Genomic DNA, 22,260 nt, shown 5'->3' with positions numbered 1-22,260 from the left:
ATGAAAACGATGCCAGGGCATAGCTATTTTGACTTTGCCGAGCTGGGGGAGCGCGACCGCTACAAGCTATTGATCGGCACTGTGATCCCGCGCCCTATCGCGCTGGTCACGACGCTGAGCAAGGAAGGCCAGCCCAGCGCCGGCCCATTCAGCTTTTTTAACGTGCTGACCCACGATCCGGCGATTGTGGCGATTGGTGTGGAAAACTACGCGGATATGCGCTTTAAGGATACCGCGCGTAATATCCGCGAAACCGGGGAGTTTACCGTGCATATCGTTGACGATGCGCTGGTTGAGCAGATGGAGGTCTGCGCGATTAAATTCGGCCCGGAAGTGGATGAAATGAGCCTCGCCGGGCTAGAAACCACTGCGGGCAAGATGGTGCGCAGCCCGCGTATTCTCTCGGCCCCTGCCGCCCTGGAGTGCCGCCGCCACACTACGTTACAGGTTGGCCCGGCGCGCGAAATCATCCTTGGCGAAGTGCTTGGTGTCTACGTGCGTAGTGACGCGGTCAACCTGGAGAACCTGCACATCGACCAGCAGTTGATGGACGCAGTGGGTCGAATGGGCGGGCATACTTACACCCGCACCCGCGATCAGTTTGATATTAAAACTCTCACGCCTGCCGAGTGGGAAGCGCGCGAACGTCACGATTAAACGCTATTTACCCGTAGGGGTCGGGCATGCCCGACCCGCAACAGCTTTGCGCTGGCGATATTTTTCATTTTCACTTCGCACATAATATCGAAATCGCTAAACGACAATGCCCAGTCGTTCAGGGTGTCGTTAAAGTAGTAGTCTGAATGCGCCCGCAGCTTCATTTTTGACAGCCCCAGCGACTCCTGATCGGGGAACCCCTGCTCGGGAATCAATCCCTCCTGAGAAATCGAGTAGTGCAGCACCGGCCGTACCCCGCGCCAGGACTCTTTGACCAGTGCGATGCGCGCATCGTCGGGCTGTATAAACTGATTCTCCTTCACCCAGTGATGGTGGATATCTAACACGATCGGGCAGAGATCTCTGGCCTGCAAAACATCATCCAGCGAGCAGGAAACCTCATCATTTTCCACCGTCAGCATCAGCCTGGCTTCCGGGCTGAGCCGCTCAAAGGCGGCTTTGAACCCGGCAAAACCGGCGCGCCCGTTCATATGGATATTGATCTTGAAATCCTGAAACTCACGGCCATAACCCAGCAATCTGGCGCACAGCGCATGATACTCAATGTCCACCAGCGCCCTGTCCACCACCTCCGGCGTTTCCGAAGCCAGAACCGTATACTGGCCCGGATGAAACGACAGCCTGATATCCGCTTCTTTTGCCAGCGCACCGGCATGCGCGAACAGAGGCAATAAGTCAGGCAGCAGGCTTTGGTACGGCTCCTGCGCTTCGGGAACGGTAAACAGCGGCAGCAGATCGCTGCCGATACGCATCATTCTTAACTGGTGCGGCAGCTGCGCCAGCTCGCTAAATATGTGCGCCAGCTGCGACAGGTTATGGCTGGCACACGACAGCAGCAGCTCACGGCGCTTGTCCTGATCCAGGCTAAGAAAACGCTTGCGCGTGGGTGATTTAAAAGGGTACGGCTGCTGTAAGTCAGCATTAAGGTATTTGCAGGCAAAGCCTAATTTCATTATTCCTCCCGGTTCGTTTCCTGTAAGTGTATCAACCGATTGGAATTTTGCACGGCAGCCAGGTTATGGCCTCGCAGTTGTGCTGAATCCGCAGCTTTAGCATGGTTAAAACGAGGTAATGACAGAATCTACCTCGTCTGCAGAGGTTATTAGTAAACTGGTGACCCCACGCAGGACAGTGTCAATGGTTAGGTATATAGTCGCTATGCACAATAAATAACCTTTCCTGTTCCTTTCTTAATATCTACACAATTAACGGTGGCTTATGGAAAAGAAACATTTTTTCTCGCAGTTAGCACAATGGCCATTGATTAATTTCGACCACGCTAAGATTGTCGTCGATGGGAAAAAAGCGATGGTGGATTCATGGGCCAACCTTTATGTCTACGATCGCAATGAGAGCGAGGCAAGACTGTTTATTCGCCATGTGGCGGCAGGAACCGATCTGGAGTCGCTAACTGACATTTATAACGGCTGGACTAAAGAGTATAGAAAGTCATTAAAGAGCATTCTGAACATCAGAAAATAAACGCGTCGGAGGAACAATTCCATGTCTTTTTTAGATGATGCGTTGAAACGCATAAATAAAGCCACGACCACCACAGCGATTTGTCCCATTTGCGGGCATAAGTCGTCCCATGCGGCGAGTAAAATCAGGCAGAATCAGACCTTACTCTGCCCCTCCTGTAAATCGCTTTTTGTCGTACCCCATTAATTCTTAACTACTCCTCTCGCTGCGGCAGCTGCTGAAACTATAACGTCGTCCCATTTCAAAAAACGTTTCTCTACCTCTTTCACCACTGCTCCCCTGCGTCTGTTTCGCCTGAAGAGCAAAATTATGAAAATAAATTTTAAATCGTGGCTGACAAACGTGTTTGCGAACATAGCCAGCAGATCAAATAAACCCTTGCAGGCAGACGTCTCCCCTGCCAATGACCCTCCCCTGAAGGCGGAAATTTTTTCTGCGCTGCAAATGGAGCTTTACGGGCAAAAGCTCGCCCGCTCACACCGATTGTCGCCAAAAACTCAGCCGTACTATTTGCTCAAACGACTGGGCAATAACGAGGCGGTGATTACCCACAACTGCTTTTTACTCAATGACGCAGAGAAGGCCAGCATGGCCCCGGCGGGCGAATGGCTGCTGGATAACTACTATCTGATTGAGGAGCAGATCCGCATGGTGCGCCACCATTTACCCAAGAATTTTGGTAAAGGGTTGCCCGTGCTCTCAGCTCCGCACTCCTGCCCCAGGATCTATGATATCGCCGCCGAAGCGATTGCTCACGGTGACGGGCGCTGGGATGTCGGCAGCTTAACCGGCTATATTATGGCCTATCAGCGGGTTACGCCGCTGACGCTGGGCGAGCTGTGGGCGCTACCCGGCATGCTGCGCCTGGCGCTGATTGAGAACCTGCGCCGCATCAGCAGCGAGGTTGCTCAGGCACAAAAAGAGCGCAACCTGGCAGACTCGTGGGTGAATAAACTGATTGCCTGCGCCGAGGCCACCCCCGCTGACCTGGTGCTGGTGATCGCCGATATGGCCCGCTCGCGCCCGCCGTTGAGCAGTGCTTTCGTCGCCGAGCTGGTGCGCAGGCTGCAGGGGCGCGGCAGTTTACTGGCGCTGCCGCTGACCTGGGCCGAGCAGAGCCTGGCCGAAAGTGGCATGACGACCGATGTCATGATCAACCGCTTCAACCAGCAGCTGGCCACCAGCCAGCTTTCGGTCAGCAACAGCATTGCCGGTTTGCGCCTGCTGAGCGAAACCGACTGGGCAGATTTTTGCGAGTCTGCCAGCCTGGTGGAGCAGCTGCTCAGGCAGGATCCCGCCGCGATTTATCCCCAGATGCATTTTGATACCCGCGACCATTACCGGCATGTGATTGAGCGGCTGGCGCGCAACAGTCGTTTCAGCGAGCTGGACGTCACGCGTCAGGTGCTGGCGCTGTCGCAGGCGGCCAGCGGCGCTTCGCCACCGCAGCATATTGGTCACTATCTGATAGGCGAAGAACGCCAGGTGCTGGAAAAAGTGCTGACGGCCAACACCAGCGGAGTCACCCAGCTGCGCCATCGGTTCAATCAGGTGCCGCTGCTCTCCTGGCTCGGTAGCCTCAGCCTGCTGACCATGGCCGTTAGCGCCGCGGTGCTGCAGCGCACTGCCCAGCACGGAATGAGCTGGACGCTATGGCTGCTGGCTCTGCCGCTGGCGCTGGTAATCAGCCAGCTGGTGCTGCAACTGCTGGGCGAAATGACCACGCGTTTTCGCACCCCGATGCCACTGCCGCGCATGGACTACGCCAGCGGCATCCCGCCTGCCGCCAGTACGCTGATAGCCATTCCCTGCCTGCTGGGCAGCCGTAAATCGATTGACGCGCTGCTCAGCAGCCTTGAGGTCTGCTATCTCGGTAATCCCAGCGCCAACCTCTATTTTGCGCTGCTCAGCGATTTTCACGATTCCCCGTCTGAAAGCACGCCGGAGAATGACGCTCTGCTGCAGTGGGCTAGCGCACAGCTACAAAATCTTAACCGCCGCTACGCGCGTGAAACGCCCCTTTTCTACCTGCTGCACCGCTCCCCCACGTGGAACCCTCAGCAGGGCGTCTGGATGGGCTATGAACGCAAACGCGGCAAGCTGGCGATGCTTAACAGCTGGCTGCGGCAGCCCGGCACGCAGTTCTCCTCTATTACCGGCAATGAAAAAGCGCTACCCGCGCCGATCAAATATGTCATCACGCTGGACAGCGATACGGTGCTGCCGCGCGACACCGCACACAAGCTGGTCGCGACCATGGCCCACCCGCTCAACCACCCGGTTTACGATGCGCAGCAACGCCGGGTGGTGAAAGGCTATGGCATTTTACAGCCGGGGCTGGCGGAAGAGATGCCGCGCCACGGTCAGGGGCGCTACGCGGCGATCTGCAGCAGCGTACCGGGCAACGATCCCTACTCGATGATGTCCTCGGATATTTATCAGGATCTGTTTGGCGAAGGGACGTTTGTCGGTAAAGGGATCTATGATGTGGATGTTTTCGCGCAGGCAACCTGCAACATTGGCCCGGAAAATCTGGTGCTGAGCCATGACCTGCTTGAGGGGTGCTACGCCCGCTCCGGCTTGCTGAGCGAGGTGCTGCTGTATGAGCAGTACCCGGTCAACTACCTGACGGATGTCGCCAGGCGCACGCGCTGGATCCGCGGCGACTGGCAGCTCCTCAACTGGCTGAAGCTGCGCGTGACCCGGGCCGATGGCTCGCGCGAGCCTAACCCTCTCACCACCCTGTCACGCTGGAAGTTATTCGATAATCTACGCCGCAGCCTGGCAGCTCCGGCATTTCTTACGCTGCTGTTTTGCGCTTTCCTGCTGGTACCTAACCCCCTGTACTGGCTTGCGGTGCTGGCTATCGTGCTGCTGTTGCCCACTGTGCTGGCCGTGGTGCTGGACCTGGTGATGAGCAACCGCCCTCTGTTGAGCCGCGTGTCGGCTGTCCTGAAGGGGACCTGGCTACGGCTGCTGCGCATCGGGCTGAACTTCATCACGCTGCCGCATGAGGCAGGCTACTCCCTGCATGCCATTGCGCTCACCCTCTGGCGGCTGGCGATTACCCGGCGCAACCTCAATCAGTGGGTCAGCGCCGACCATTCGGCTGTCGGCAACCCGGCTTCCCCACTGGCGTTTTACCGCAGCATGTGGCTGAACGTGGTGGCTGGCCTGCTATTGATTCTGTTAAGCGCGTTGCAGGCGCCCGCCCTGCTGAGCCTCGCCCTGCCCGCCGGATTACTCTGGTGCCTGGCCCCGCTGCTGCTCTGCTGGCTAAGCCGACCTGCGGAACTTTCTGCCCCCGCGCTGAGCAGCGACCATCAAATGCTGCTGCGCCAGAGCAGCCGCGAAATTTGGGCCTTTTTCGAAACATTTACCTGCGCAGACGACAACTGGCTGCCGCCGGACAATTATCAGGAGCAGCCCCACGCCATGATTGCCCACCGCACCTCGCCGACCAATATCGGCCTGTCGCTGATGGCTAATCTGACCGCGATGGATTTCGGCTATATCCCCGGCACCGAAGTGCTGCGGCGCGTCACCCTGACGCTGGACACCCTGGATAAAATGGAGCACTACCGCGGTCACCTGTTCAACTGGTACGACACCCTGACGCTGCTGCCGCTTAACCCGCGCTATGTCTCCAGCGTCGACAGCGGCAATATGGCCGGTCACCTGCTGACGCTCAGCGCGGGCTTAGGTCAGCTGCGCCATCAGCCGATCATCGATATCGGCCAGATGCTGGCGGGGCTTAAAGATACCCTGGCTATTCTGGAAACCTGCTGGGGGGCTCATGCCCCCACCACGCTGCGGCTGCTGCAAAAGCATCTTGTTGACGCCGCGCAGCTCTCCCCGGCGCTGTTACAGGATGAGCTGAAGAAGATGCGCAAACTGAGCGCTCGCCTTGAGGGAATGAGCCAGCAGGAGAACAATGGGGTCAGCCGCTGGACGCGGCTGCTGCACGCGCAGCTGACGCGCTTCTGCCAGGTCTGGTCATCGCTGCTCGGCTGGCTGCCGCCCGACTGGCGTGCGGCCGGGCTGCCTTCGCTGGCGTGGCTTTCCCAGGCTGATACATTGCAGCCCGATTCTCCCCCCCTTTCGGCGATTGTCCAGGCCCGCATGCAGCTCGCCATCATCAGCGAGCTGGAACTGCGGCTGAACGCGCACGCCAGAATGGACTTTGTCTTCCTGTACAGTGACGTTAACCATCAGCTGAGCGTGGGCTATCACTGCGATAACAGCACGCTGGACCACAGCCATTACGACCTGTTCCCCTCTGAGATCCGCCTGACTACCTTCCTGACGATTGCCACTAACCAGCTGCCGTTGAAAAGCTGGTATGCGCTGGGCCGCCTGTTCACCACTATCGATAACAATACCGCGCTGATGTCCTGGAGCGGGTCGATGTTTGAATATCTGATGCCCAATCTGGTGATGCCAATCTACCCCGGCAGCCTGCTGGCCGCCATGAGCCTGTCGGCGGTGAACGGACAGATAGACTGGGGCAAAAAGCGCGGGGTGCCCTGGGGGATCTCTGAGTCGGGATATTATGCCTTTGACGTGGCGCAAAACTATCAGTATCACGCCTTTGGCGTGCCCGGTTTGGGGCTGAAGCGCGGGCTGGCGGAGGATATGGTCATCGCCCCGTATGCCACGTTCCTGGCGCTGATGGTGTCACCGCAAAAAGCCTGTGAGAATCTGGCGCTGCTGGCTAAAAGCGGCGCGCGCGGCGAATACGGTTTCTATGAGGCGCTGGATTTCACCCCTTCGCGCCAGGCCAGCGGCCAGCGCTTTGCCGTGGTGCGTTCATGGATGGCGCATCACCAGGGGATGGCTTTTCAGGCGATCTCCCACCTGCTGCACAACGCGCCCATGACCGATCGCTTTATGTCGGTTGCCGCATTCCAGTCCGGCCGCCTGCTGCTGCAGGAACGGGTGCCGGATGCCGTTGAGCTGTACAGCCCGCGCCGTCATTTTGAGGCCCAGGCAGGGGCATTACTGCCGGTTCACTATCTGCCGCGAGAATTCAATGATGTTAACAGCCCGCTGCCGGAGGTCCAGCTGCTGTCGAATGCTCACTATCACCTGATGCTGACGCAGGCCGGCGGTGGCTACAGCCGCTGGCGCGATCTGGCGCTGACCCGCTGGCACAGCGACGGCACCTGCGATAACTCGGGGCCGTGCTGCTATATTCGCGATGTGGAGAGCGGTGAGCTGTGGAACACCACCTGGCAGCCGCTGGGCGCGCCAGCCGATCGCTACCGGGCATCGTTTACCGACGCGGGTGTGGTATTCACCCGTACTCAGGGCACGCTGGAGATCAAAACCCAGATCGTGGTTTCGCCGGAAGACGATATCGAACTGCGCCGCGTCACGCTGCTCAATCGCGGCCGCAAGGCGCGCAGCGTGGAGCTGACCACCTATGCAGAAGTGGTGCTGGCCCCGGCCGCCAGCGATCGGGCACATCCGGCCTTCAGTAACCTTTTTGTGCAGACGGAACTGCTCACGGAGGATGAAGCCATTCTCTGCCAGCGCCGGCCGAGATCCCCGGATGAAGTCACCCCCTGTCTGTTTCATATGATGGTGGTGCATGGCAGAACGCAGCAAACCGCCTCCTTCGAAACTGACCGCGCCATCTTCCTTGGCCGCGGCAACGATACCGCCAATGCGGCAATGTCCCGTTATAGCGGGCCGCTCAGCAACTCGGCGGGCGCGGTGCTCGACCCGATCATGGCGGTGCGCCAGCCTGTTACCCTGCTACCGGGCCAGTCGGTAACGGTAGACATTGTTTATGGGGTGACGGAAAGCCGCGCCCTCAGTATTCAACTGCTGGAAAAGTACCGCGACCAGCCGATTGCCGATCGGGTCTTTGAACTGGCCTGGTCGCACAGCCAGATTGCGCTGCGGCAGATCAACGCCAACGAAGATGACGCCAAACTGTTTAACCGCCTCGCCAGTGCCGTGCTGTTCCCCAGCCCCGAGCTACGCGCCGGGGCGGAGATCCTCAGCCGCAACCGTCGTGGGCAAAGCGGTCTGTGGGGCTGGGCTATTTCGGGCGATCTGCCGATTGTGATCCTGAGCGTCACCCGCGCGGAAAACACGCCGCTGATCACTACCTTTGTGCAGGCGCATCAATATCTGCGCATGAAAGGTCTGTTGATGGATTTGGTGATCCTCAATGACGGCCCCGGCGGCTATCAGCAGCTGTTGCAAAACCAGATAATGAGCCTGGTTGCCGCGGGCGCCGAAGCCAGCCTGATCGATAAGTCAGGGGGCATTTTTGTGCGCGACGGCCAGCATCTCTCCCCTGAGGACCGCCTGCTGCTGCTCAGCGTGGCGCGGGTCGTCATCGACGATCGCGCCGGTGGGCTGAAAGAACAGCTTAAATTGCGCATGCAGCCCGTGACGGCGGCCGCACAGCCGCTGGTTATCCAGACGGATTTGCCTGCTAATCAGCACCTGCAGTGGCAACCTGAAACGGATGACTTGCTGTTCTTCAACGGGCGCGGAGGCTTCTCCCCTGATGGCCGTGAATACCAGATATTGCTTGATGAGCAGGACCCGACCCCTGCGCCATGGTCCAACGTGATCGCCAATGACAGTTTCGGCTCGGTAATTTCAGAGGCCGGGCAGGCCTACAGCTGGTTCGAGAACGCACACGAATATCGCCTGACGCCGTGGGAAAATGACCCGGTCAGCGACCGTTCAGGTGAAGCCTTCTATCTGCGTGATGAAGAGAGCGGCCACTTCTGGTCACCCACGGCGCTACCCGCCAGGGGCCAGGGGCTGTACCTGAGCCGCCATGGTTTCGGCTACAGCGTATTTCACCACCGCGAAACCGGGCTGGACAGCGAGCTGACCGTACTGGTCGCCGTTGATGCGCCAGTCAAGCTGGCGATCCTCACGGTGAGCAATAACTCAGGGCGGATCCGCAAAATTTCCGCCACCGGCTACGTAGAATGGACGCTGGGCGAGACGCGCAGCAAATCGGCGATGCATATCATGACGCAGCCCGCTGGCGTTGCCGCCGGGTGCGGCGTGCTGGCCACCAACTTCTACGGCAGTAACGGCTCAGAGCGCACGTCCTTCTTTGCCGTCAGCGGCGTCCACTGCTCCCTGACCGGCGACCGGCGTGCCTTTCTTGGCCGTAATGGCACGCAGCGTGCCCCGGCGGCGCTGACCCAGCACATGCTGTCGGGCACCACCGGCGTGGGGTTAGATCCCTGCGCGGCCGTGCAGTCAGCGACCACGCTGATTGATGGCGACCAGCGCACCTTTATTTTTGTTCTCGGCACCGGGCAAACCCCGGCAGAGGCCGAAGGGCTGATTGCGCGCTTTATCAGTGAAGGCGCGGCGCGGCACGAGCTGGAAATCGTCCATCAGCACTGGCACCGCCTGCTCGACAAAATTACCGTGACCACCCCCGACCCGTCGGTGGATCTGCTGGTCAACGGCTGGCTGCTGTACCAAACCCTCTCCAGCCGCATCATGGCGCGCAGCGGCTACTACCAGTCGGGCGGCGCTTACGGCTTCCGCGACCAGCTGCAGGACACGCTGGCGCTGGCGCATGCGGCGCCGGAGCGGCTGCGCCAGCAGATCGTGCTGTGCGCCTCACGCCAGTATCTGGCGGGCGATGTGCAGCACTGGTGGCACCCGCCGCTGGGCAACGGGGTGCGTACCCGCTGCTCCGATGATTATCTCTGGCTGCCGCTGGCCATGTGCCACTACGTGAGCGTGACGGGCGACAGCGCGCTGCTGCAACAGCCCGTCAGCTATATCGAATCGCGCCCGCTGCGGCCGGAAGAGGAGTCAGTTTACCAGCAGCCGACCATCACCCCGCTGGAGGAGACGCTGTGGCAGCACGGCGTGAAGGCAATTCGCCACGGGCTGCGCTTCGGTCCGCACGGCCTGCCGCTGATGGGCGCGGGCGACTGGAATGACGGCATGAATCTGGTCGGTATTGAGGGCAAAGGCGAAAGCGTCTGGCTCGGCTTCTTCCTGTTCACGGTGCTACAGCGCTTCGCCGCGCTGGCGGATCGGATACAGCAGCCCGACGTGGCGCTGCTGTGCCGCGAGCAGGCCGACCTGCTGCAAAAAAATCTCCACGCGTCGGGCTGGGATGGCAAGTGGTATCGCCGCGGCTATTTTGATAACGGTGCGCCGCTCGGCTCCCAGCTCTCTCCCGCCTGCCAGATTGATGCTATAGCCCAGAGCTGGGCGGTGCTGTCGGGTGCAGGCAGCGCGGATCGCTGTGCTCAGGCGATGCGCTCCCTGGACGAGCTGCTGGTCGATGGCGATAACGGCTTAATCAAACTGCTCACTCCGCCGTTCGACGGTCTCGGCCCTAACCCCGGCTATATTCAGGGCTACGTCCCGGGGGTGCGGGAAAATGGTGGGCAGTATACGCACGGCGCTATCTGGGCGGTGATGGCCTTTGCGCAGATGGGCAACAGCGAGCGCGCCTGGCAGCTGTGGTCGATGATTAACCCGGTAAATCACAGCCTGAATGCTGACGCAGTCGCGCGCTATAAGGTCGAGCCTTACGTGATGGCCGCCGACGTCTACAGCGTGGCGCCGCACAACGGGCGCGGCGGCTGGAGCTGGTACACCGGTTCGGCGGGCTGGGCGTACCGCCTGCTGACCGAATCGCTGCTGGGGATAACCCGTGAGGGCGATAAGTTGAGCATCAGGCCGCTGCTGCCCGCCGCCTGGCCTGAAGTGATGATCGCCTATCAGCACGGCAGCAGCCACTACCGCATCACCGTGCGGCGCTGCGACGGAGAGTCTTCACTGTGCCTGGACGGCACGCCGCAGCCGTACGGCGATATTGAGCTGATTGATGACGGGCGCGAACACCGCGTGGATATTCACTCAGGCGCGCACTCATCGGCAGAAGGCTGATAGCTCAGCGTTCCCGCCACGCCGCCTTTGCCGCCATCTTTCGGATGATGGATACCATCCGTAACGTTCAGCGGCGAGAAATCAAACGGCGAGATGCCGTCGATGCAGGCCACGTTGACGGCACGCTGCTGCGGATTAGAGCGGGGCTGATGAAAGGTGTAAATCCCGCAGACGGAGCAGAAATAGTGTGCCACTGATTTGCTGTTGAAGCGGTACTCGGTCAGCTTATCCTCGCCCTGGGTGATGTTAATTTCACTGGCAAACGCCACCACCGCGCCGCGCATGCGGCAAAAAGAACAGTTGCAGCGGCGCACGGTGTTGAAGCCGTCCAGCAGCGTGACGTTAAAGGTGACCGCCCCACAGTGGCACTGGGCAGACTTAATCTCTGGCATAGCTCTCTCCTGATAAAATTGCCGCATGATTTGCTGAGTTCATGATCCTCAACAAGACTATAGGACACCCGTGTTCACGACAAGAAGGTCAAAGTTATGATGATTTCATTAAAAAATCAGGTTGCGCTGGTGACGGGCGCCAGTTCAGGAATTGGCTATGCCTGCGCAGAGGCGCTGGCGGAAGCCGGGGCCAGCGTGGTGATCAATTACAACAGCCAGGCGCAGCCCGCTGAAGAGCTGGCGGCAAAAATTTGTCAGCAAGGCGGCAAAGCCATTGCCGTCGGCGGCGATGTGTCAAAAGAGGACGACGTCGACAACCTGTTTGCCCGCACCATCGACGCTTTTGGCGCGCTGGATATTCTGGTGGCGAACTCCGGGCTGCAAAAAGACGCGCCGATTGGCGAGATGTCGCTGGCCGACTGGAACAAAGTGCTGGATGTCAACCTGACCGGGCAGTTCCTCTGCGCCCGTGCGGCGCTGCGCCAGTTTCGCCAGCAGGGTGCGCGGCCGGAGGTCAGCCGCGCGCTGGGGAAAATTATCCATATGAGCTCGGTACACCAGGTGATCCCGTGGGCCGGGCATGTGAACTATGCGGCCTCCAAAGGCGGTGTCGACCTGCTGATGCGCTCGCTTGCCCAGGAGATTGGCGCCGAGCGTATACGCGTCAATTCGATCGCGCCCGGCGCCATCGCCACCGCGATCAACAAAGAGAGTACCGAGGGTGACGCGGGGCGCAAGCTACTGGAGCTGATCCCCTATGGCCGCATTGGCGAAGCGCGGGATATTGGCAACGCGGTCGTCTGGCTGGCCAGCGATCTGTCCGATTACGTGCACGGCACCACGCTGTTTGTCGATGGCGGCATGACGCTTTATCCGGGTTTTCAGGATAACGGGTGATGGGGTCCGGGCCGACCGAAAAAAAGGGTCGGCCCCTACAGGAAGTACCGGGGCATCATCAGGAATGAATGGCGCATCATCAAGGGACTTCGGGCCGACCGAAAAAAAGGGTCGGCCCCTACAGGAAGTACCGGGGCATCATCAGGAATGAATGACGCATCATCTGTTGTAGGGGCCGACCGCTTTTCTGGTCGGCCCGGGATGGCCGGGCGCACCCGCTTCCCCCAGCAGCCAGTCCGCAAAATCACGCATCCCCGCGCTTTCCGGGCGCGACTGCAGCCGCGTCAGCCAGTACCCCCCTAAGCTGATAGTGGTGGCAAATGGCTGCACGATCTTCCCACTTTGCAGCAGATGGCTGAACATCACCGGCGGCGCCAGCGCAATCCCCGCCCCGGCCTGTGCCGCCTCCAGCATGTTCACCGACGAATCAAACACCATAATATGCTGCGCGGGCGAAGGCGCCGGCTCCCCCACTGCCGCAAACCACGTTGTCCACTCATCGCGGCGGAAGGATCGCAGCAGCGTAAAGGTGTTCAAATCGGCAGGCTGCTGGATCTGCTGCGCCAGCTCCGGCGTGCACAGCGGCGCCAGCGGGGCATCGCACAGAAACTGTGACTCCGTACCGTGCCAGGCGCCGTTGCCGTAGCGGATGGCGTAATCCAGCCCCTCAGCCACGCTGTCGACGCGATTATTGTGGGTGGAGAGCAGCAGATCGATATGCGGATAGCGCAGGCGAAATGCCGCCAGCCGCGGCAGCAGATAGCCGGTGGCAAAGGTTCCGACCACGCCAACTTTCACCTTCTCCCTGACGCGGCCGGCAGAAAAACGGTCCAGCGATTCGGCGATGCGATCGAAGGCGTCACTCAGCGTGGGCAGCAGGATCTCCCCTTCTGGCGTCAGCACCAGCCCGCGCGAGATGCGGATAAATAGCTGACAGTTCAGATGCTGCTCCAGCGCTTTAACCTGCTGGCTGATGGCGGCATGGGTCACATTGAGTTCGATAGCAGCCTTAGTAAAACTTAACTGTCTGGCCGCGGCTTCAAAGGCACGCAGCGAATTTAACGGCAGATAACTGCGGCTCATGGTGCTCTCGTGTAAGATTTTCTATTGTCAGATGCTAAATATAATCGTTTGTCAGATCCGTGCAATCTCTTCAGACTATTCCAGGTCACAAGGAGCAACACTGTTTGCATCAATCAGCCTATGGAACTATTAAGCATGAAAAAAAACCTTCTCCCGATCTTGATTGCTGGCACCCTTTCCAGCTTTTCGCTGTTAGCGGCCCCGCTGAATAACGCGCAGCTCGACCAGATCGTCAATGACACCATCAAACCCTTAATGGCCCAGCAGGCGATCCCCGGCATGGCCGTCGCCGTGGTGTATCAGGGCAAAAGCCATCTCTATAGCTACGGCGAAGCCGACATCGAGGCCAAGCGCCCGGTCACGGCGGATACCCTGTTCGAGCTGGGTTCCGTCAGCAAGACCTTTACCGGTATCGCCGCAGGCGCAGCGATTAACAGCGGTCTGGTGAAGCTCACCGACCCGGCGGTGAAATACGCGCCGCAGCTCAACACGCCGCAGTGGCAGCACATCACTATGCTAAACCTCGCCACCTACACCGCGGGCGGGCTGCCGCTGCAGGTGCCGGATGCGGTGACCGACCAGCAGGCGCTGTGGCACTACTATCAGCAGTGGCAGCCTGAATGGCAGCCCGGCACGATGCGCAGCTACTCCAACGCCAGCATCGGGCTGTTTGGTTTACTGGCGGTGAAAAACAGCGGGCTGAGCTTTGCCGACTATCTGCACAACAACGTGCTGCAACCGCTGAAGATGACGCACACCTATATTGATGTGCCTGCGGCGCAGCAGAAAAATTACGCGTGGGGATATCGCGACGGTAAGCCGGTGCGCGTTTCAGCGGGCATGCTGGATGCGGAAGCCTACGGAGTGAAAACCAGCGTGCAGGATATGGCGAAATATCTGCAGGCGAATATCGACCCGGACAGCACGCCCGCCGTGAAGCAGGCAATCCTCACCAGCCAGGCGCGCTATCTGCGCGTGGGCAACGGGTATCAGGGCTTAGGGTGGGAAATCTATCACTGGCCGGTGGATGCCAAAGAAGTGATTGCTGCCAGCGACAATGGGGTGGCGCTCAAGCCGCACGCCGTCGAGGTGTTAACGCCAGCCGGAAAGGCTGAAGCGCAATCCTGGGTGCATAAAACCGGCAGCACCAACGGCTTCGGCAGCTATATTGCCTTTATTCCGCAGCAGAAAGTCGGGATTGTGATGCTGGCAAATAAAACTTATCCAAACCCGGCAAGGGTGGAAGCGGCGAATAAGATCATCCAGACTCTGACGCAGCATTAACAGAGTTTTATATGCCTTGAGCGTCATCGTCAATAGCGGGTCGACCGAAAAAAAAGGTCGACCCCGACATGACCGATTATTTTTTCTTGTAAGCGACTGCAGTAGCACGCACTTTCTTTTTCTCATTGGCAGAGGTAATGACGTAAATATCCGCCCCCAGTTTTTCCGCTTCTGCCTTGAGTGCCTCTCTTGCATCAATTGTGGAAGATTCATCCGCAACAGAGATATCCCCCACTTTTTCATACTGAAGAGAAACTTTGTCGAAGTCGACTTTCGTCATCAGCTCCGCTGAATAAGCATTAAGTGAGAATAACAATACCGCAGCAGTGGCCAGCTTAGTCTTAAGCATCATGGTTAAATCCTCAGAGTTATCGAATATTATGTTTTTAATTAGTCGGCTAACAAGCGCAGCCGTGTCCTACCTGAAAAGCGTAGTTCACGGCAGGCGGAAAGCAATAAGGTTGGCATTATCCTGGGATTGCTACCTACTCTACGCGTCGGGTCAGGCATGCCTGACCGCTACGAGAGACTCTGCCGCAGCTGCCCTGCCCGCTGCTGCATCTGCTGCGTCGGGCTGCGGCCAATCAATACGTACTGATAACCTTCGGCATACCACCAGGCGAGATTCATACCGTGGCGCTTTTCATCCTGCACCGGGGTGAGATTTTGATGCTGCTCGCGGGAAATACACAGCGCCATCGGACCCTCGCTGGCGCGATCCCAGACGATCTGCGCGATTGAAGCGTCGTCATAGCGCAGCAGGCGTATGCTTTTTAGCTCAGCATCGGGTAACGCCAGCTGCTGTGCGCTGAGCCGCAGGCCCATCTCGCGGGCGGTTCTCTCCAGCGAGCGCGCAATCACCGGCGGCGAATTATCGACATCCGCCAGCGTCTGAGTGCTGTACAACGACATATATTGCGCTTCGAGGTCGCGGATCCTGCCGCTTTCGCGGCGCGAGGCGCTTTCCGGACGGGCGAAATAACCGATACCGGAACCGATAAACAAAAAGCTGAGTGAGGCGGCGATCAGCGCGCGGCGGCTGACTTGTCCCCTGTGCTGCGCAGGCGCGGGGGGCGTCCGGGCCAGCAGTTGTGCCAGATGCCGCTCCATCCTCTCCTCTGGTGCGGCTTCCAGCAAGCCTTCAAATGCTTCTGCAAACGGCTGATTGCTTCTCATCAGTTCAGCGGTGCGGGCTGACAGCGGTTCATCGCGCTTTAGCTGCTGTTCAAATGCCGCAGAGTCTGCCGCGCTCATTTCGCCATCCAGCCAGGCGACGATCGCCTCATCGCTGTAGGGCGCGGTAATATGTTCTCTCTTCACCGGTGTTTCTCCTGTACGGGCGCCGCCTGCGACGTCTGCCTGGCCAGCGTGGCCCTGGCGGCCGCCAGACGGCTCATGATCGTCCCGACAGGCACCATCAGCGTTTCGGCGGCTTCCTGATAGGTAAATCCTTCGACATAGACCAAAAAAACGGCGTTGCGCTGGGCTTCCGGCAGTTGCCCGACGCGCTGCATCACCTTCTGATACTGCCTGCGTTGCTCGTCCTGCGGCTGACTGCCAGGCGCGTGCAGATCGTCGCTGTCGACGAACCCCTGCCCGGCGCGCACCCGCTGCGCCCGCAGGTCGCTGATCCATACCGAGTGCAGAATGGTAAACAGCCACCTGTCGATGCGTGTACCGGATTGATACTGCGCGCTGCGCTCCAGCGCCCGCACGCAGGTGGACTGCACCAGCTCCTCGGCGACGTCGCGATTGCGGGACAGCACCATACCGTAACGCCACAGGCGCGACAGATGGGCGGCCAGCTGTTGCCGTACTTCACTATGGGTAATTTTCACGCCCTCCGGGCAGCTTGAGGCATCATACGGCGCAGCGCGGGATCGACGGTAATCCAGCCCGGAATATCAAACAGGCCGAAGAAACTAACAGGAAGATCACGCTGGCAGCGGTCAGCCAGTGCAGCGTCAGGGTGAAAGCATCATAGCGCTGACGCGCGCGGGAAGTGGCAATGGCAGACATACAGTAGGTTTCCGTTTGTGGATGTTGATCGGTTAACGCGCCATCGCCACTTTTATTCGGAAATTTTAAAAAAATTTCGCTGTTTCTGCGCTTAACCCTGACCCAGTGAAGTTTATCGTGAGTCACGCTACTGAGTTAACTCAAATTATAAACACCTTCGGCATCAAACGGCGGCGGGAAAATCGCGACACCGGGTCTGGCCGGAGGAAATTAAATGCCGGGATATGGCACTTAATGATAATTATGCTGACTGAAGCGATTTTCTCAACCGGATAATTAGTCGACCAATTAATGGCTTAGTTATAAAAGTGGCACGGTTTATTAATTATAGTCAGCGTTATGTAATTAGAGTAACCACTAATTCAGTTAAAGCCTGCAGATAGCAGTAACGATAGCATGCCTATTTAAAATCGAGGCATGGCATTGATAATTAACGCTTTTTAAAATTTAGCCGAATAATTGAATTGTTAAATTTAACCCTATCAATCGTGTTTAAATTAAAAGCTGCAAATAATTCTTAACTTTTCATCTAAGTTCGTTAAAATATCGCCTCAATTTTGAAACCTATATAGATATCTCTCACTGCTATGTCTAAATTTAGAAAAACAATTCCCCTGCTTTCTCTGTCTGCTCTGCTGGTATCTACTGCACTGCATGCTGAAACCCCTGCTCCACAGAAAACCGACGTGCTGTTGATTGGCGGCGGTATCATGAGCGCTTCCTTAGGAACCTGGTTACAGGAACTTCAGCCAGGCTGGAAACAGCTGATGGTAGAGAAGCTGGATGGTGTCGCACTCGAATCATCGAACGGCTGGAACAACGCCGGGACCGGCCACTCTGCGAACATGGAGCTGAACTACACGCCGGAACGTGCTGATGGTTCAATTGATGTCAGCAAAGCGCTGGATATCAACGAACAGTTTATGATCTCGCGCCAGTTCTGGACCGCTCAGGTGAAACGCGGCGTGCTCAACGACCCGCACTCTTTCATCAACTCGACGCCGCATATGAGCTTCGTCTGGGGTGATAAGAACGTCGAGTATCTGACCAAGCGCTACCAGGCACTGCAGCAGACTACCCTGTTCCAGGGCATGAAGTTCTCTACCGACCAGAACCAGATCAAGCAGTGGGCACCGCTGGTGATTGCCGGTCGCGACCCACAGCAGAAAGTGGCCGCTACCTGGACCCCGGTGGGAACCGATGTCAACTACGGCGAGATCACCCGTCAGCTGATCGGCAGCCTGAAGAAAGATAAAAACTTCACCCTTGAAACCTCGACCGAGGCTACCGAATTTAAGCGCAATGCCGATAACTCCTGGCATGTGACGGTTAAAGACGTTAACAGCGGTGAAGAGCACAGCATCGATGCGAAATATGTGTTTATCGGTGCCGGCGGCGGCGCGCTGAAGCTGCTGCAGAAAACCGGTATTCCGGAAGCGGATAACTATGCAGGCTTCCCGGTGGGCGGCTCCTTCCTGGTCACTGAAAACCCGGAAATTACTAAACAGCATCAGGAAAAAGTATACGGTCAGGCTTCAGTGGGCGCACCACCGATGTCCGTTCCACACCTGGATGCCCGCTACCTTGACGGTAAGCGCGTGGTGCTGTTCGGGCCGTTTGCCACCTTCTCTACCAAGTTCCTGAAAAATGGTTCGATCTTCGATCTGCTGGGCACCACCACCACCAGCAACTTCATGCCAATGACGCACGTCGGCCTGGATAACTTTGACCTGGTGAAATACCTGATTGGTCAGGTGATGCTGAATGACGACGACCGCTTCGCCGCGCTGAAAGAGTACTACCCGGACGCGCGTAAAGAGGACTGGAAACTGATCCAGGCAGGTCAGCGCGTGCAGATCATCAAGAAGGATGCCGATAAAGGTGGCGTGCTGAAGCTGGGTACGGAAATTGTGACCGATCAGCAGAAAACCGTCGCGGCCCTGCTGGGCGCTTCACCGGGCGCGTCCACTGCGGCCCCTATCGCGCTCAACGTGATCAAAAAGCTGTTCCCGGAGCAGTTCAACTCTCCTGAGTGGCAGAGCAAAATCCGCACTATCGTGCCGAGCTATGGCCAGCAGCTGAACGGCAACACGCCGCTGACCCAGCAAGTGTGGGATGACACCGCAGCCACCCTGCAGCTGGTGAAGCCGCCGGTGATCAACATGAACGGTGAGCAGAACGCCCCTGCTGCTGCTCCCGCTGAGAAACGCGCAGAGAACCCGCAGCACGATATGGCGCTGTAAGTTCCCCGCCAACCAAAAAGGCCGATCCTGAGGATCGGCCTTTTTTTTTGCTGTTCACTCCGCTGAGAGTAATATCAGCCTGGGGTTTTGGTGGTGTCTGGCGCTTCAGCAAATGCAGGCTTGGTTCGGGTAACCGAGTAGGCCACATGTTTCACTTTGCCCGGTACCGTGGTGATCTCCACCGCCGGAATGGTTACGCGCCCTAAGCCGAACAGCGTCTGGACGTAGCCGCCCACCTTGTGTTTGCCCGGCTCGACAAACAGCGCACGCTTTTCGCCGCGCTTAAGAATGCCCGCTTCAGTACCGTCGATGGTCAGCGTGATGGAGGAGCCATCATCCGCGCGGGTGACAATATGCGAAACATCAATCTGCGTTGGGCCGCTGCTGAACGGTGCTACTGCTGCTGTCCCCTGCGCCGCCGTGACCTTTTCTTCTTTAGCCGGTTCGGCAGGTGCAGTTGGCGTGGCCGTTTCGGCCGGGGTCGGAGCGCTGGCCGTTTCTACTGGCGCGTCAGGTGCGGTCGCTGCCGGAGCGGTTGCTGCCTCAGCTGTCGTCGCCTCAGGGCTGCCTTCGGTGACGGCGCCGGGCGCAGTGACAGGCGTAGTCTGCACCGGCTGTTCGGCTGGCGCGGTTTGCTCTGTTTGCACCGGCTGTTCGGGCTGGGCTGTTGCAGCGGGGGCATCAGCGGTCTGCGTCGCCTGGCTAACGGGCGCCACGGCAGTATTAGATTTAAAGGCAGCGCAACCTGTCAATGTGGTGGCGGCAACAACCGCTGCCAGCGTAAAACGATAAAACATTATGGCGAATTCTCCTCTGCCGAATTTGGCGCGCTGCTATCATAGCGTCACTGCCCGTTTGAATACAGCGTGAGGCGCTTCGGTTTCCTCTGAATTACACTCTCTTTACGCTACTGCTTCAGGAGAATATATGCACGGACCCGACCCCAGCGAGAAACATCCACTCCCTGGCTTTCCCCAGGTCTGCTTTATCAAAAATTGCGTGACCAACCCCAATATCATCATCGGCGACTATACCTACTACGACGATCCTGATGACGCGGAGAACTTCGAGCGCAACGTCCTTTATCACTATCCGTTTATCGGCGATAAGCTGGTTATTGGCAAATTCTGTGCGCTGGCTCGCGGCGTGAAGTTCATTATGAACGGCGCTAACCATAAGACCTCTGGTATATCGACCTTTCCCTTTTTTATTTTCGGCAACGGCTGGGAAAGCGCAGCTCCGCAACCCGGCGACCTGCCTTACAAAGGCGATACCTGCATCGGCAACGATGTCTGGATTGGCTATGACTGCCTGATTATGCCGGGCGTGAGCATCGGCAACGGCGCGATCGTCTCTTCACGCTCCGTAGTGGTTTCCGATGTCCCGGCGTACAGCATAGTGGGCGGTAACCCGGCGCAAGCGATCCGCAAACGCTTTAGTGATGAGGTGATTGCCGAACTGGAAGCGCTAGCCTGGTGGGACTGGCCAGTGGAGAAGATTACTGCCCATCTTGCTGGAATTACGGCGGGTGATATTGCAGCGCTTAAAGGGTAGGCTCAGGCCTGCCTGACCCATTAACAATTATCTGATGTGACACTGTCACTACCCGTGTCACATTTCGCCATTTCATTCTCCCGGATATCAAGCTCCTGCCCGGCTATAGCCTGAGTACTGTTGCGTTTCACCGCTTATTTGCGCATTTGATTTAAGTCGCAAAGCGTTAAAATATTCTGATTACACACGCTTTTTTCTTCCGAACTCTGACTATAAGGTCTTTTGCGTGGCAAAAATCTTCTTACGCAGTGGCAATCTTGATGCTGTGCTCGCTCTGGGGGAGAACGGGCAACCGGTCTATCTCTCCGCTCTGCAACTGCGCGAAACCCTGCGCCTGAGAAAACAGTCTGCGCTGGCCGACTGCCTGGCGATCCCGCAGCCTAACGACGCGGGCGACCGCCTGGACTGGTACTCGCCGGTGAATGGCAAAGTCAGTTCGTGGGCCGCCGCCAGCAACAGCGCACGCAAGGCAGCGCTGAATGACCTGCTCGCCTGCCAGAGCACGCTGGCAGAGATTAGCGACCGCGCCCAGCAGTCCGATAAGCCGAGCCAGAAGCTGTTCGGCGCCCTGCTGAGCAAGGCGTTACAGTTCCCCGACCAGAACTATGTCTACCTGGTGGGCGGCAAACCGGTGATCACCTTCTGGGGCTTTGTCAGCCTGGATAAAAAATCCCGCCAGGACGCTTTCGACTGCCTGCGCGCAGTGGAAGATGATGAGCCGCAGCTCGGCCTGTCGCGCCTTGCACCCGTCGCGGCAGCCCCTGCACCCGCTGCGGCTACGGTATCGCCGGTTATTGCTCCGCTGATTACCCCTGAACCCGCCGCCGCGCCGCGAGTGATGCCCACTATTCCGCCGTTGGAAATTATTGACGAGCCGGAGGCAATCGCACCTGAGCCAGCCCCGGCGGTCCCCGCTACGCCTGCGGCAAAACCACCGATGAAAGCCTGGCTGCGCTACAGCTGGGTTGTTCCGGCCGTGGTGCTGCTGATTGCCTTTGGCGTGCAGCTGAAAAGCTGTAGCGATAAAGCGCCTGAAGAGGTGAAAGCGCCTGAACCCGCCGCACAGCCCGAGCCTGCCGCACCGCAAGCTGCGAATGCGCCAGCCGCACCGGTCGCTCCGGCTGCTGCACCTACTCTGCCACTGGCACCGGCGATTATCGCCCCGGCTGCCGTTACACCCGCTGCGGCCCCGGCAGCAGCGACCGCGGCTGAACCGGCGGTGGAAGCTGTCGCAGACGCGCGCCCGGTGGCGAAAGACGATCTGGTGCTGCCTGCCGATGCGGTCAAAATTGGCTCGACCAAGTTCCTTAACGGTAACTGGCGCGTACTGGTGCAGAAAAATCTGCCAACCGGCACCCCGCCGATGCTGAAATATCAGCTGAAAAATGGCAAAGGGACGGCGCGTATCACCCAGGGCGACGGCGTTAGCTGTAAGGTGGAGGTATTCGCCGGGCTGATGTCCTCCGGCAACCTGGTGATTAACAGCCGCACGAAAGCGCGATGCAGCGATGGTTCGCGCTATCAGATGCCGGAACTGGTGTGTAAACAGGGCCTGAGCGGGCCTGCCGAGTGCAGCGGCAGCTACAATGCCGACACGGTGCTGCCGATGACCATGAAGCGTGAGAGTAAATAATGATGCTGGCGACGATTGCTGATTTTAAACCCAATATGACGCTGGTCCAGAACAGTGGTATCCAGTTCCTCGACTTTGCGCTGACGCCGGA

The 22,260-nt window shown here is 58.4% G+C and carries 18 protein-coding genes; 10 read left to right on the top strand and 8 right to left on the bottom strand.

Features of this window, described 5'->3' with window-relative positions:
- The gene (locus tag ID864_RS16910) at nucleotides 1–657 is read left to right on the top strand and encodes a flavin reductase family protein (RefSeq protein WP_224750368.1); all 657 of its coding nucleotides are present in this window, start codon (nucleotides 1–3) and stop codon (nucleotides 655–657) included.
- Here the strand turns inward: ID864_RS16910 and ID864_RS16905 are convergent.
- Entirely contained in the window at nucleotides 654–1,631 is a 978-nt protein-coding gene (locus tag ID864_RS16905) for an apurinic/apyrimidinic endonuclease family protein (RefSeq protein ID WP_191149419.1), read from the bottom strand. The genes ID864_RS16910 and ID864_RS16905 overlap by 4 nt on opposite strands.
- Nucleotides 1,632–1,896: 265 nt before the next feature.
- Between ID864_RS16905 and ID864_RS16900 the strand changes: the two genes are divergently transcribed.
- The 3 genes from ID864_RS16900 to ID864_RS16895 all read left to right on the top strand — a co-directional run bounded on the left by ID864_RS16900 (nucleotide 1,897) and on the right by ID864_RS16895 (nucleotide 11,064).
- Nucleotides 1,897–2,160, top strand: a complete 264-nt coding sequence (locus ID864_RS16900; protein WP_191149418.1) for a hypothetical protein — start codon at nucleotides 1,897–1,899, stop codon at nucleotides 2,158–2,160.
- A 21-nt stretch (nucleotides 2,161–2,181) separates the two neighbouring features.
- Complete coding sequence (locus ID864_RS23770; protein WP_222941354.1) at nucleotides 2,182–2,346, top strand: YnfU family zinc-binding protein; 165 nt, start codon at nucleotides 2,182–2,184, stop codon at nucleotides 2,344–2,346.
- Nucleotides 2,347–2,469: 123 nt separating this feature from the next.
- Complete coding sequence (locus ID864_RS16895) at nucleotides 2,470–11,064, top strand: GH36-type glycosyl hydrolase domain-containing protein (RefSeq protein ID WP_191149417.1); 8,595 nt, start codon at nucleotides 2,470–2,472, stop codon at nucleotides 11,062–11,064.
- On the opposite strand, the gene ID864_RS16890 is transcribed toward ID864_RS16895, so the two are convergent.
- On the bottom strand, nucleotides 11,031–11,456 hold the full coding sequence (locus tag ID864_RS16890; RefSeq protein ID WP_099753815.1) for a GFA family protein: 426 nt from the start codon (nucleotides 11,454–11,456) through the stop codon (nucleotides 11,031–11,033). The two genes, ID864_RS16895 and ID864_RS16890, sit on opposite strands and share 34 nt — an antisense overlap.
- Nucleotides 11,457–11,552: 96 nt before the next feature.
- On the opposite strand from ID864_RS16890, the gene ID864_RS16885 reads away from it, so the two are divergent.
- Nucleotides 11,553–12,353 (top strand): SDR family oxidoreductase, encoded by an 801-nt coding sequence (locus ID864_RS16885; RefSeq protein WP_048914692.1) that lies wholly within the window; start codon nucleotides 11,553–11,555, stop codon nucleotides 12,351–12,353.
- 159 nt (nucleotides 12,354–12,512) lie between these two features.
- Here the strand turns inward: ID864_RS16885 and ampR are convergent, their stop codons facing one another.
- Nucleotides 12,513–13,436: a LysR family transcriptional regulator AmpR gene (ampR, locus tag ID864_RS16880; RefSeq protein WP_191149416.1), complete on the bottom strand. Its 924-nt coding sequence runs from the start codon at nucleotides 13,434–13,436 to the stop codon at nucleotides 12,513–12,515.
- A gap of 135 nt (nucleotides 13,437–13,571) precedes the next feature.
- On the opposite strand from ampR, the gene ampC reads away from it, so the two are divergent.
- Complete coding sequence (gene ampC / locus ID864_RS16875) at nucleotides 13,572–14,720, top strand: class C beta-lactamase (protein ID WP_191149415.1); 1,149 nt, start codon at nucleotides 13,572–13,574, stop codon at nucleotides 14,718–14,720.
- Between the two features lie 76 nt (nucleotides 14,721–14,796).
- On the opposite strand, the gene ID864_RS16870 is transcribed toward ampC, so the two are convergent.
- From ID864_RS16870 to ID864_RS16855, 4 genes are all read right to left on the bottom strand, one after another.
- Nucleotides 14,797–15,072, bottom strand: coding sequence for a YdgH/BhsA/McbA-like domain containing protein (locus ID864_RS16870; RefSeq protein WP_191149414.1), 276 nt, complete (start codon nucleotides 15,070–15,072; stop codon nucleotides 14,797–14,799).
- A 167-nt stretch (nucleotides 15,073–15,239) separates the two neighbouring features.
- Nucleotides 15,240–16,040 carry an anti-sigma factor family protein gene (locus ID864_RS16865; RefSeq protein WP_191149413.1) on the bottom strand — a complete coding sequence of 267 codons (801 nt, stop codon included), beginning with the start codon at nucleotides 16,038–16,040 and terminating at the stop codon, nucleotides 15,240–15,242.
- The gene (locus ID864_RS16860; protein WP_191149412.1) at nucleotides 16,037–16,558 is read right to left on the bottom strand and encodes a sigma-70 family RNA polymerase sigma factor; all 522 of its coding nucleotides are present in this window, start codon (nucleotides 16,556–16,558) and stop codon (nucleotides 16,037–16,039) included. Before ID864_RS16860 ends, ID864_RS16865 begins: the two co-directional genes overlap by 4 nt.
- Before the next feature lie 22 nt (nucleotides 16,559–16,580).
- Nucleotides 16,581–16,739: a hypothetical protein gene (locus ID864_RS16855; protein WP_180276731.1), complete on the bottom strand. Its 159-nt coding sequence runs from the start codon at nucleotides 16,737–16,739 to the stop codon at nucleotides 16,581–16,583.
- A gap of 587 nt (nucleotides 16,740–17,326) precedes the next feature.
- On the opposite strand from ID864_RS16855, the gene mqo reads away from it, so the two are divergent.
- Nucleotides 17,327–18,982, top strand: coding sequence for a malate dehydrogenase (quinone) (gene mqo / locus ID864_RS16850; RefSeq protein ID WP_048916059.1), 1,656 nt, complete (start codon nucleotides 17,327–17,329; stop codon nucleotides 18,980–18,982).
- A 74-nt stretch (nucleotides 18,983–19,056) separates the two neighbouring features.
- Here mqo and ID864_RS23970 read toward each other — a convergent pair whose 3' ends face one another.
- On the bottom strand, nucleotides 19,057–19,779 hold the full coding sequence (locus ID864_RS23970) for a hypothetical protein (RefSeq protein ID WP_191149411.1): 723 nt from the start codon (nucleotides 19,777–19,779) through the stop codon (nucleotides 19,057–19,059).
- A gap of 130 nt (nucleotides 19,780–19,909) precedes the next feature.
- On the opposite strand from ID864_RS23970, the gene ID864_RS16840 reads away from it, so the two are divergent.
- The 3 genes from ID864_RS16840 to ID864_RS23965 form a co-directional block, all read left to right on the top strand.
- Nucleotides 19,910–20,536, top strand: coding sequence for a Vat family streptogramin A O-acetyltransferase (locus tag ID864_RS16840; protein ID WP_048916058.1), 627 nt, complete (start codon nucleotides 19,910–19,912; stop codon nucleotides 20,534–20,536).
- 226 nt (nucleotides 20,537–20,762) lie between these two features.
- On the top strand, nucleotides 20,763–22,169 hold the full coding sequence (locus ID864_RS16835; protein ID WP_048916057.1) for an SrfA family protein: 1,407 nt from the start codon (nucleotides 20,763–20,765) through the stop codon (nucleotides 22,167–22,169).
- Nucleotides 22,170–22,171: 2 nt separating this feature from the next.
- Nucleotides 22,172–22,260: virulence factor SrfB (locus tag ID864_RS23965; protein WP_224750551.1), on the top strand; the 89-nt coding region annotated here is incomplete at its 3' end.

Origin of the sequence: Erwinia aphidicola (genome assembly GCF_014773485.1) — a bacterium.
Lineage (GTDB): Bacteria > Pseudomonadota > Gammaproteobacteria > Enterobacterales > Enterobacteriaceae > Erwinia > Erwinia aphidicola.
The sequence above is the reverse complement of the archived record's forward strand: the minus strand, read 5'-3'. Positions and strand labels throughout refer to the sequence as shown.

Excerpts from the sequence above, each read along its gene's own strand:
- ID864_RS16910 (WP_224750368.1), top strand. The coding sequence starts at position 1 with ATGAAAACGATGCCAGGGCATAGCTATTTTGACTTTGCCGAGCTGGGG.
- ID864_RS16905 (WP_191149419.1), bottom strand. The coding sequence starts at position 1,631 with ATGAAATTAGGCTTTGCCTGCAAATACCTTAATGCTGACTTACAGCAG.
- ID864_RS16900 (WP_191149418.1), top strand. The coding sequence starts at position 1,897 with ATGGAAAAGAAACATTTTTTCTCGCAGTTAGCACAATGGCCATTGATT.
- ID864_RS23770 (WP_222941354.1), top strand. The coding sequence starts at position 2,182 with ATGTCTTTTTTAGATGATGCGTTGAAACGCATAAATAAAGCCACGACC.
- ID864_RS16895 (WP_191149417.1), top strand. The coding sequence starts at position 2,470 with ATGAAAATAAATTTTAAATCGTGGCTGACAAACGTGTTTGCGAACATA.
- ID864_RS16890 (WP_099753815.1), bottom strand. The coding sequence starts at position 11,456 with ATGCCAGAGATTAAGTCTGCCCAGTGCCACTGTGGGGCGGTCACCTTT.
- ID864_RS16885 (WP_048914692.1), top strand. The coding sequence starts at position 11,553 with ATGATGATTTCATTAAAAAATCAGGTTGCGCTGGTGACGGGCGCCAGT.
- ampR (WP_191149416.1), bottom strand. The coding sequence starts at position 13,436 with ATGAGCCGCAGTTATCTGCCGTTAAATTCGCTGCGTGCCTTTGAAGCC.
- ampC (WP_191149415.1), top strand. The coding sequence starts at position 13,572 with ATGAAAAAAAACCTTCTCCCGATCTTGATTGCTGGCACCCTTTCCAGC.
- ID864_RS16870 (WP_191149414.1), bottom strand. The coding sequence starts at position 15,072 with ATGATGCTTAAGACTAAGCTGGCCACTGCTGCGGTATTGTTATTCTCA.
- ID864_RS16855 (WP_180276731.1), bottom strand. The coding sequence starts at position 16,739 with ATGTCTGCCATTGCCACTTCCCGCGCGCGTCAGCGCTATGATGCTTTC.
- mqo (WP_048916059.1), top strand. The coding sequence starts at position 17,327 with ATGTCTAAATTTAGAAAAACAATTCCCCTGCTTTCTCTGTCTGCTCTG.
- ID864_RS23970 (WP_191149411.1), bottom strand. The coding sequence starts at position 19,779 with ATGTTTTATCGTTTTACGCTGGCAGCGGTTGTTGCCGCCACCACATTG.
- ID864_RS16840 (WP_048916058.1), top strand. The coding sequence starts at position 19,910 with ATGCACGGACCCGACCCCAGCGAGAAACATCCACTCCCTGGCTTTCCC.